Source organism: Phenylobacterium sp., from assembly GCF_031181185.1.
In the GTDB taxonomy this organism is placed as follows: Bacteria; Pseudomonadota; Alphaproteobacteria; order Caulobacterales; family Caulobacteraceae; genus Phenylobacterium.
In genome coordinates this window covers 1-9900 of the sequence record NZ_JAPSKZ010000134.1, presented here as the reverse complement: position 1 = coordinate 9900, position 9900 = coordinate 1, and the positions used below count along the sequence as shown (strand labels likewise).

Here is a 9900-nt window from a genome sequence, read left to right as displayed (position 1 = left end):
CTCGCCGATGAACTGGCGTCCGAAGGCCTGCGCGTCGTCTCGGGCGCCGACATCACCGAGGTCGAGCGCGCCGCGCTGGAGGAGCGCTTCCTCTCCGAGCTGTTCCCCGTCCTGACGCCGCTCGCCATCGACCCCGCGCACCCCTTCCCGTTCATACCGAACCTGGCGTTCTCGCTGGTGCTGAACCTGCGCCGGCTGTCCGACGGCCGCCGTCTGCACGCCCTGGTGCCCCTGCCGGCGCAGGTCGCCCGGTTCTGGGAGCTCACGGCCGCCAAGGGCGGCCGCAAGCGCGAGCGACGCTATCTGTCCCTCGAGTCCGTGGTCGCGCTGTTCCTCGACCACCTGTTTCCCGGCTGCGAGGTCGAAGACCAGGGCGTGTTCCGCCTGATCCGAGACTCGGACGTCGAGATCGAGGAAGAGGCTGAGGACCTGGTGCGAGAGTTCGAGGCCCTGCTGAAGCAGCGCCGCATGGGCTCCGTGGTCCGCGTCGAGATCGAGGCCGCCATGCCGGAAGAGCTGCGCGGCTTCATCTGCGAGAACCTGCACGCCAACCCTGAGGACATCATCCTCATCGACGGCCTCCTGGGCCTGGACGAGCTCTCGCAGCTGATCCCGGCCGACCGCCCCGAACTGAAGTTCAAGCCCTTCGAGCCGCGTTTCCCCGAACGCATCCGCGACCACGGCGGCGACTGCTTCGCCGCGATCCGCGAGAAGGACATCCTGGTCCACCACCCGTTCGAGAGCTTCGACGTCGTGGTCCAGTTCCTGCGTCAGGCGGCTCGGGACCCGAACGTGCTGGCCATCAAACAGACGCTCTACCGGACCTCCAAGGACAGCCCTATCGTCGCCGCCCTCATCGAGGCGGCCGAGAACGGCAAGAACGTCACCGCGGTCGTCGAGATCAAGGCCCGCTTCGACGAGGAAGCCAACCTGAAGTGGGCGCGTGACCTGGAGCGCGCCGGCGTCCACGTCGTCTTCGGCTTCATCGAGTACAAGACACACGCCAAGCTCTCGACGGTCGTTCGTCGCGAGGGCGAGGGCTTACGCACCTACTGCCACTTCGGCACCGGCAACTACCACCCGATCACCGCGCGCATCTACACCGACCTCAGCCTGTTCACGACTGATCCGGCGCTCAGCCGCGACTCGGCCCGGCTGTTCAACTTCGTCACCGGCTACGCCCAGCCCGAAAGCCTTGAGAAGCTCTCGTTCTCGCCCATCACCATGAAGCGCGACCTGCTGCGCCTGATCGAGCAGGAGGCCGAGAACGCCCGCCAGGGCCTGCCGGCCGCCATCTGGGCCAAGCTGAACGCGCTCGTGGACGCCGAGGTGATCGACGCGCTCTATGCCGCGAGCCAGGCCGGCGTCGCCATCGACCTCGTGGTGCGCGGCATCTGCTGCCTGCGTCCCGGCGTGCCGGGCCTCTCCGAGAATATCCGTGTCAAGTCGCTGATCGGCCGCTTCCTGGAGCACGCGCGCATCGTGGCCTTCGCAAACGGCCACGCCATGCCCTCGGCCAAGGCGCGCATCTTCATCTCCTCGGCCGACTGGATGCCGCGCAACCTCGACCGCCGCGTTGAATGCCTGACCCCGATCGAGAACCCGACCGTGCACCAGCAGGTTCTGCAGCAGATCATGCTCGCCAACCTGAAGGACGAAGCCCAAAGCTGGACCTTGGACGCGGAGGGCCGGTATAGGCGGGAACCGTCCTGGGACCACCCTAACGCCTTTTCCGCGCACGAGTACTTCATGACCAATCCAAGCCTCTCGGGTCGAGGGCAGCGAGTGAAGGACATGCCGCGCGCGATCGACCATGTGGCCTCGCGCGGATAGCCGCGCCGGGGGGCGCCCCGAAGCCCGGCAAGCGGCCGTCATCGACGTCGGCTCCAACTCGGTCCGTCTGGTCATCTACCGGATCGACGGTCGCGCGCTCTGGACGGTCTACAACGAGAAGGTGGTGGCGGGCCTCGGCAGGGACCTGCCCGCCACCGGTCGCCTGTCGCCCGAAGGTGTCGAGGCGGCCATGACCGCGCTCCGTCGCTTCCGCGTGCTGCTCGACGGCTGGCAGCCCACCGAGGTGACGACCGCCGCCACCGCCGCCGTTCGCGACGCCGCCGACGGCCGCGCCTTCCTGAAGCGCGTGAAGGACGAGGCGGGCCTCGACGTCCGCATCCTCTCCGGCGAAGAAGAGGCTCGCTACGCCGCCCTTGGCGTCGTCGCCGGCGATCCCAAGGCCAAGGGCGTCGTGGGCGACCTCGGCGGCTCCAGCCTCGAACTCATCCGCCTGAACGGAACCGGACCGGTCGAGGGCGCCACCCTGCCGCTGGGCCCCTTTGCCCTGGGTGCGCCCAAGCCGCTGGACGTGGACCGCATCCGCCGCACGGTGGACGGCCACCTCGCCCCGCTTGCCAACCGTTTCGCAAGCCGCGAATTCCACGCCGTGGGCGGCGCCTGGCGCAACCTCGCCCTGCTGCACATGCAGCTCGCCGATTATCCGCTGCACATCGCGCATCAGTACGAGATGAGCCGCGCCGACGCGCTGGACGTCGCCCGCGTGGTCGAACGTCAGTCGCGCTCCTCGCTCGAACGGATCCAAGGGGTGTCCAAGAAGCGGTTCGACACCCTGCCCTATTCCGCTCTCGTGCTGGACCAGCTGATCGAGCGTCTGGGCGTCGAGCGCATCGTCATCTCCGCCTACGGCGTGCGCGAGGGCATGCTGCTGGAGGCCATGCCGGCCGAGGTCCGCAACCGCGATCCGCTGCTCGAGGGCTTCGAGGCGCTGACCGCCGCGCGCGGCCTCTCGCCCGACCTCGGCGGCGCGTTGGAGGCCTGGATCGGCCCTACCTTCGAGAAGCTGCCGCCGGTCTTCGGCGCCCGCGACCGCGTGCTGCTGCAGGCCGCCTGCCGTCTGGCCGACCTGGGCGCCCGGCTGCACCCCGACCATCGCGCCGACCTCGCCTTCGAGCAGGTGCTGCGCGCGCCAATCGCCGGCATGGATCACCGCGAGCGGGCGTTCCTGGCGTCCACCGCCTTCGCTCGCCATTCCTCGGCGACGAGCACGCCGGAGGCGGCCATGATCAACCGGCTGCTGACCCCCGAGCGCCGCCAGCGCGCCCGCGCCCTCGGTTCGGCCATCCGCCTGGGCTGCGACCTCTCGGGCCGCAACCCACGCCTCCTGGAATGTTCCAGCCTCGCCCTCAGCGGCGATCGGCTGCGCCTGACGACCGTCTCGGGTTGGGAAGACATGCTGCTCGGGGAACAGACCGCCAAACGCGCCCAGACCCTCGCCCAGGCGCTGAAGCTCAAGCTGGAGATGGGCTAAGGCCCATAGCAAGAGGGCGGCGCCCCGGTAGCCCGGAACACCGCCCTCTGAACCAGATCCGTTGGGGGATCTGAGCCTTCAAGTCCCGGGGCGATCCCCGCTCCGCCAGTCGCCCGGCTCGGCTTCGACCCACCTCGGACGCCTCTCCTGGCCGTCGAGACCTGGGGCCGTCCCGAAGGACCTTCCCGCGTCTTCCCGTCCCGGAGGAGCCTCCCGCCCGCTTGGCCGCCCGGTCTCCCGGTCCGCCGCGCCGCAGTCCCTCTCGGCAAGGTCACGATCACCCAGGGACCGGCGTTCGGCAAGCGGCGTTGACCGAGGCCCTGTGCACGGCCTGCGGATGGTTCGGTGGACCGCGTGTGGACAAGCTTGGGAGCGATCCGGAAAGGCCAGCGCCTTCAACGGCTTGGCTTCGTCCTCAGCTTCCCGTTCCTCAGGTGGTCCAGCGGCAGCGGACTGGGCGCTTTCACCGTCTGGATCGCGAAGTTGCTGCGGATGTCACGGACGCCCGGCAGTTTCAAGAGGACACCCAGCAACAGGCGCTCGTAGCTGGCCAGGTCCGGCACCACGACCTGCAGCAGGAAATCGGACTCGCCCGAGACCAGGTGGCAGGAGACCACCTGCGGGACCGCGCGGACGGCCTCTTGGAACGCGGCGTTGTTCGCCTCGTCATGGCGGCTCACCTGCACGCCCACGAAGATCGTGAGGTCCAGGCCAACCGCCGCCCGGTCCAGGGCCGCGTGATAGCCGCGGATCACTCCGGCCTGCTCCAGCAGCTTCACGCGCCGCAGGCACGGCGACGGCGACAGCCCCACCTCGTCCGCCAGTTCCACGTTCGAAAGCCGCGCGTCGCGCTGCAGCGCCGCCAGGATCTTCCGATCGAGTTCGTCCAGTTGCATTGGCAGGTTCTTTTCCTCCAGCGGCCCATCTTAGCATCTTCTGCCAAATTCAAGCTACGCAGCTGCGCAGTTCGCAAGGACCTGCGGCGCCGCGCGGTGTTACGCCTGAGGCCATGCCCGTCGATCTCTGGCTCTTCGTCACCACCCTGGTCGTCGTCCTGCTGCTGCCGGGACCGGACATGCTGCTGGTGCTGGACGCTTCCGGCCGGCACGGCGCCAGCCGCGGGCTCGCCGCCGCCGGGGGCTTGGCCATAGCCAGGGCCGTGCACGTGACGCTCGCCGCTCTGGGCCTGGCGGCCCTGGTGCGGGCCTCGCCGACGGCGTTCATGGTCCTTCGCCTAATCGGCGCCGCCTACATCGTCTGGCTGGGTGTCCAGATCCTGCGCGCGCCCGACGATCCGCCGCCCCATGGTCCCGACGCCGCGCGCAAGCCGGGCTCGCACCTGACCTTCGTCCGCCGCGGGATCCTGACGAACCTGCTGAACCCCAAGGCGCTGATCTTCTGCTCGATCCTGCTGCCCCAGTTCGTCAATCCGGACGGCTGGCCCATGTGGCGCCAGCTCGCCCTGCTGGGCGCCGCAACCGTGCTGATCGCCCTGGCCTACGACGCCCTGCTCGCCTACGGCGGCGACCGCCTGGGCCGGTTCCTGCGCACGAATGCGCTCGCCCGACGCGTTCAGCGCTGGCTCTTCGGAGGTCTGCTGATGGCCTTCGGCGCGCGACTAGCCTTGTCGCGCTAGCCCGCCGTCGCCGCCTTGGGCGCCCGCCGCACCTCGACGACCCGCACGCGCGTGCCGTCCAGCACCAGGGCGAGTTCGCCGCGCTTCAGCTTCAGGGCGTCCTCCCCGAACGCCTCGCGCCGCCAGCCCTTCAGGGCCGCGGTGTCGGCGTTGTCGTTGTTGGCGATCTGCTCCAGGTCGGCCACGGTGGCGATCAGCTTCGAGGCGACGCCCGCCTCTTCGGCCCGGGCCTTCAAGAGCACCTTCAGCAGCTCGACGACGGCGCCGGCCGCCGGCGAGGTCGGCTGGCGGGTCTTCTCGATCACCGGCGCATAGGCCTCGGGGTCCTTCAGCGCCTCGCGCACGGCGGCGATCAGGTCCGGCCCGAACCGCGAGCCCGAGAAGCCCTTCGGCACCGAACGCAGGCGGTCCAGAGCGTCGGCGTCCGTCGGCGCCTGAGTGGCGATCTCGTCGATCGCGTCGTCCTTCAGGATTCGGCCGCGGGGTTGGTCGCGCAGCTGGGCGGTCCGCTCGCGCCACGCCGCCACCGCCCGGTAGACCGCCAGGTACTTGGCCGTGTGCCGCCGGGGCCGCAGCCGCTTCCAGGCGTTCTCCGGCTCGACGTCATAGTTCGCCGGGTTGGTCAGGTCGGCCATCTCGTCGGTGACCCAGGCGAGACGCCCTTCCCGCTCCAGCCGGTCGCGGAGCATGGGGAACAGCTTGGCTAGGTGCGTCACGTCGGCCAGGGCGTACGACAGCTGCGCGTCCGACAGCGGCCGGCGCGCCCAGTCGGTGAACCGGCTGGACTTGTCGATTTCCAGCTTCAGCATCTGCCGGACGAGGGCGTCATAGGCGATCTGCTCGCCGAAGCCCGCCGCCATGCCCGCGACTTGCGTGTCGAACAGCGGCCGGGGCATGGCGCCCAGGTTGTTGAAGATTTCAACGTCCTGCCGGGCGGCGTGGAACACCTTCAGGATCGACTCGTCCTTCAGGACCTCGAGGAAGCACGACAGGTCCAGACCGTCCGCCAACGGATCGATCACGGCCTCGGCCGAGGGCGCTGCGGCCTGGATCAGGCACAGTTTGGGCCAGTAGGTCGTCTCGCGCATGAACTCGGTGTCCACGGCGACGAAGGACTGGCCTTTGAGCTTGTCGCAGAACGCCTCGAGTTCCGCGGTGGTTGTGATCGGCGTCATCGATTAGCTATAGCCCCGCGCGCGCCCGAGTCTGCAAGTCCGCGAATGCGCGCGGGTCTCCAAACCACTATAGGCTTCCTGAATGTCCCAGCGGCCGAACGGTCTTACCTACGCTCAAGCCGGCGTCGACATAGACGCAGGCAACGCGCTCGTCGAGCGGATCAAGCCGCTGGCCAAGTCCACGCGGCGCGCGGGGGCCGAAGCCTCGCTCGGCGGTTTCGGCGCGCTCTTCGATCTGAAGGCCGCCGGCTACGACGATCCGTTGCTGGTCACCACGACCGACGGCGTCGGCACCAAGCTGAAGGTCGCCATCGAGACCGGGATCCACGACACCGTCGGCGTCGACCTCGTGGGGATGTGCGTCAACGACCTGCTGGCCCAGGGCGCCGAGCCGCTGATGTTCCTGGACTACTACGCGACCGGGAAGCTCGACGTGGAGGCCGCCGCCGCGGTCGTCGGCGGCATCGCCGAGGGCTGCCGCCAGGCCGGCTGCGCCCTGGTGGGCGGCGAGACCGCGGAAATGCCCGGCATGTATGCCGAGGGCGACTACGACATGGCCGGCTTCTGCGTCGGCGCCGTCGACCGCGACAAGGTCCTGCCGCGCCTGTCCGACCAGAAGGAAGGCGACATCCTGATCGGCCTTGCCTCCTCCGGCCCGCACTCCAACGGCTATTCGCTGATCCGCCGCATCGTAGAGCGCTCGGGCCTGGCCTGGAGCGATCCTGCGCCGTTCGCCGAGGGCAAGACGCTCGCCGTCGCCCTGCTCGAGCCGACGCGCATCTACATCAAGACTGTCCTGCCCCACCTGAAGGCGGGCCGGATCAAGGGTCTGGCCCACATCACCGGCGGCGGCCTGATCGAAAACCCGCCCCGCGCCATCGCCGACGGTCTCGAGGCCAGGTTCGACTGGAACGCCTGGGCCCTGCCGCCGGTCTTCGAGTGGCTGCAGGCCACCGGCGGCGTCTCCGAGCACGAGATGCGCCGCACCTTCAACTGCGGGGTCGGCCTCGTCCTGATCGTCGATCCCCACGATCTGCCCGACGTCCTGGAAGGCCTCGTCCGGGACGGCGAAGAGGCCTTCGTAGTCGGCGAACTGGCGAAGGCCTGACCTCACGTCAGTCGGTTTCACGCGTTCTAGGGTGCATCGTCGCCTTGGAACAACCGTAGCGCGCCATGAGACCGCTCCTCGCCCTCCCGCTCCTCCTGGCCCTGGCCGCGTGCGCCACGCCGCACCGTCCGTCCGGCTTCCTGACGAGCTACGAAGGGCTCAGCCCTCGCGAAGGCACGGTCCGAGCCGACATCCGCGAGCGCCGGGACGAGGCCGCCCTCGCGGGTGTCCGGCGCATCGTGCTCGCGCCCACGATCCTCCTGCCCGACGCCAAGGCGCGGCTGGGCTGGCTGTCCGAGAACGAGCAGAAGTTGCTGCTGCGCGAGATCGACGCCCAGCTCTGCTTCGAGGCGTCTGAGCGCTACGAACTGGTCCAGGAGAACCCCGACGCCAACCTCCGCGCCGCCGTCACCCGCGTGAACGACACCAATGCCGCCGGCTCCCTCGCCTCGGCCGCCGCGGGCTTCTTCATCCCCGGGCCGATCGGCGTACGGGTCCCGGGCTCCACCGGCGGTCTGGGCGCCGAGGCCGAGCTCCTTACGCCGGACGGCCGCCAGCTCGCCGCCATCACCTGGAACCGCAACGCCACCCCGATCGGCACGGACAACCCCTCGCTGAGCCGCGTCGGCGACGCCCTGCAGTTCGCCGAGCCCTTCGCCGATGATGCGGTGAAGGCGCTCAGCGCCAAGGACGCCAAGTCCCGCGAGATCCCCAAGCCCGATCCCTGCGCCGAGTTCGGCCCGCGCATCCGTCCCGAAGGCTGGCTGACTAAGTTCGCCACCGGGCTCTACATTCCCGAGACCAATGCGGCGAAGCCGGCCAAGGAGGACGAGACGCCGGAATGAAGGATGCGCCTCGAAAGCTCGCGGTGATCGCCGCCGTCGCCTTTGCCATCGCGGCGCCCGCGGCTCAGGACTCGTTCGGCATCGGCCTATCGGCCTCCCAATTCGCGGACCAGGGCGACAGCACCTTGCGCGCCGCCGGCTATGCATTCTCGATCTGGGGGCTGATCTACCTCGGCCTGGCGGCCTATGCGCTTTGGCAGGCCCTGCCCCGGAACACGGGGAACACGGCGATCAAGGCGCTGGCCTGGCCGTCCGTCTTCAGCATCGCAGCCACGGGCGCCTGGATATTCGCCTCGGCCTTCAACCAACGCTGGTTGACCGTGGCGATCATCGTGGCCGCCGCCGTCGTGATGATTGTCGGGCTTATGCGGGCCAGCCGCGGCAAGAGCACCTTCCTCGACTGGCTGCTGGTCTGGTGGCCGCTCGGCCTGCTCGCCGGTTGGCTGACCGTCGCCTCGGCGGTGAACATCCTGACCGTACTGACGGCCGAGCGGACCGTGACGTCCGACACCGCCCTGCTCGCCGGCGCCGCGGGCGTCCTCGTCACCGCCGCCGCGGCACTCTGGGTGCTCCGCCGCACCGCGGCCGTCCCCTATGGCGCAGCGGTCGTGTGGGGCCTCGTCGCAGTGTGGGTCGCCGAACGGCCCGGAAACCCGGCCATCGCCTGGCTCGCGCTCGCCTGCGCTGTGGCGGTTGGCCTCGCCGCCTCCTGGTGGGGCCGGCCTATCTCAGGGAAGCGTTGATCGCGTCCAGCGCCGCCTGGCCGGGCACCAGCTCAGCCTCCCCCAGCTGGTTCAGCGGCCTCTCCACGGTGCCCACGGCATCATGCAGGTCGGCGGCGTTCGGATCGACGAACAGCAGTCCCGTCACGATCTGCCCCCGCGCCTGCCGCGCCTGGAGGTAGCCCAGCGCCTGGGCGCGGTTGTTCGGGTTGTACAGCTCGGCCAGCTTGTGCAGCGACAGGATGGACCCGTCGTGCTGCTGCACCCGCACCGTCTCGCCGGGCTTGTAGGCCACGTGGATCGGGTCGCGCGGCGAGATCACGTCCAGGCGGTTCACCGCCTCGTTGTGCTCGCGCACATAGTCGAAGCTCTTGGTCGACCCTTGGTGGTTGTTGAACTGCACGCAAGGGCTGATGCAGTCGATGAACGCCGCGCCCTTGTGGGCCAGGCCCGCCTTGATCAGCGGCACCAGCTGCGCCTTGTCGCCCGAGAAGCTGCGCGCCACGAACGTCGCGCCCATCTGCAGGGCCAGGCTCACCATATCGATGCCTGCGTCGTGGTTGACCACGCCGCGCTTGGACTTCGAACCCTTGTCCGACGTCGCCGAGAACTGGCCCTTGGTCAGCCCGTACACGCCGTTGTTCTCAACGATGTAGAGCATGTTCACGCCGCGGCGGATGGCATGGGCGAACTGGCCCAGGCCGATCGAGGCGGAATCGCCGTCGCCCGAGACGCCCAGGTAGATCAGGTCGCGGTTCGCCAGGTTCGCCCCGGTCAGCACCGAAGGCATCCGCCCGTGCACCGTGTTGAACCCGTGGGAATTGCCGAGGAAATAGTCCGGCGTCTTCGACGAGCAGCCGATGCCCGAGAGCTTCGCCACCCGGTGCGGCGGCAGCTCCAGTTCGAAGCAGGCCTGGATGATGGCCGCGGAGATGCTGTCGTGGCCGCAGCCGGCGCACAGCGTCGAGACCGAGCCCTCGTAGTCCCGCCGCGTATAGCCCAGGCTGTTGGTCGGCAGCTTCGGATGGTGCAGCTGCGGCTTGGTGATGTAGGTCATTCCGCCGCCTCGATCTGGCCCAGGGACATCAGCTG

Annotated in this window: 9 protein-coding genes; 6 read left to right on the top strand and 3 right to left on the bottom strand. The window is 69.3% G+C overall.

All coding sequences use genetic code 11. The features are described from left to right. Nucleotides 1-1833 (top strand): RNA degradosome polyphosphate kinase (locus tag RIF93_RS15045; RefSeq protein ID WP_309092264.1); only part of this gene is annotated, 1833 nt, incomplete at its 5' end. Then, complete coding sequence (locus RIF93_RS15040) at nucleotides 1814-3322, top strand: Ppx/GppA phosphatase family protein (protein WP_309092263.1); 1509 nt, start codon at nucleotides 1814-1816, stop codon at nucleotides 3320-3322. The genes RIF93_RS15045 and RIF93_RS15040, both read left to right, overlap by 20 nt. A 395-nt stretch (nucleotides 3323-3717) precedes the next feature. On the opposite strand, the gene RIF93_RS15035 is transcribed toward RIF93_RS15040, so the two are convergent. Beyond that, nucleotides 3718-4218 carry an Lrp/AsnC family transcriptional regulator gene (locus tag RIF93_RS15035; protein WP_309092262.1) on the bottom strand — a complete coding sequence of 167 codons (501 nt, stop codon included), beginning with the start codon at nucleotides 4216-4218 and terminating at the stop codon, nucleotides 3718-3720. A gap of 113 nt (nucleotides 4219-4331) precedes the next feature. Between RIF93_RS15035 and RIF93_RS15030 the strand changes: the two genes are divergently transcribed. Then, entirely contained in the window at nucleotides 4332-4958 is a 627-nt protein-coding gene (locus tag RIF93_RS15030) for a LysE family translocator (protein WP_309092261.1), read from the top strand. Here RIF93_RS15030 and rnd read toward each other — a convergent pair. Continuing rightward, nucleotides 4955-6133, bottom strand: coding sequence for a ribonuclease D (rnd, locus tag RIF93_RS15025; RefSeq protein ID WP_309092260.1), 1179 nt, complete (start codon nucleotides 6131-6133; stop codon nucleotides 4955-4957). The genes RIF93_RS15030 and rnd overlap by 4 nt on opposite strands. A gap of 82 nt (nucleotides 6134-6215) precedes the next feature. Here rnd and purM point away from each other — a divergent pair, with 82 nt between their 5' ends. The 3 genes from purM to RIF93_RS15010 all read left to right on the top strand — a co-directional run bounded on the left by purM (nucleotide 6216) and on the right by RIF93_RS15010 (nucleotide 8829). Continuing rightward, nucleotides 6216-7241, top strand: a complete 1026-nt coding sequence (gene purM / locus RIF93_RS15020; protein WP_309092259.1) for a phosphoribosylformylglycinamidine cyclo-ligase — start codon at nucleotides 6216-6218, stop codon at nucleotides 7239-7241. A 65-nt stretch (nucleotides 7242-7306) separates the two neighbouring features. After that, nucleotides 7307-8086, top strand: a complete 780-nt coding sequence (locus tag RIF93_RS15015; protein ID WP_309092258.1) for a DUF3313 domain-containing protein — start codon at nucleotides 7307-7309, stop codon at nucleotides 8084-8086. Further along, nucleotides 8083-8829: a hypothetical protein gene (locus RIF93_RS15010; RefSeq protein ID WP_309092257.1), complete on the top strand. Its 747-nt coding sequence runs from the start codon at nucleotides 8083-8085 to the stop codon at nucleotides 8827-8829. The genes RIF93_RS15015 and RIF93_RS15010 overlap by 4 nt, the downstream gene beginning before the upstream one ends. On the opposite strand, the gene RIF93_RS15005 is transcribed toward RIF93_RS15010, so the two are convergent. Continuing rightward, on the bottom strand, nucleotides 8810-9865 hold the full coding sequence (locus RIF93_RS15005; RefSeq protein ID WP_309092256.1) for a 2-oxoacid:ferredoxin oxidoreductase subunit beta: 1056 nt from the start codon (nucleotides 9863-9865) through the stop codon (nucleotides 8810-8812). The two genes, RIF93_RS15010 and RIF93_RS15005, sit on opposite strands and share 20 nt — an antisense overlap. Between the last annotated feature and the right edge of the window lie 35 nt (nucleotides 9866-9900).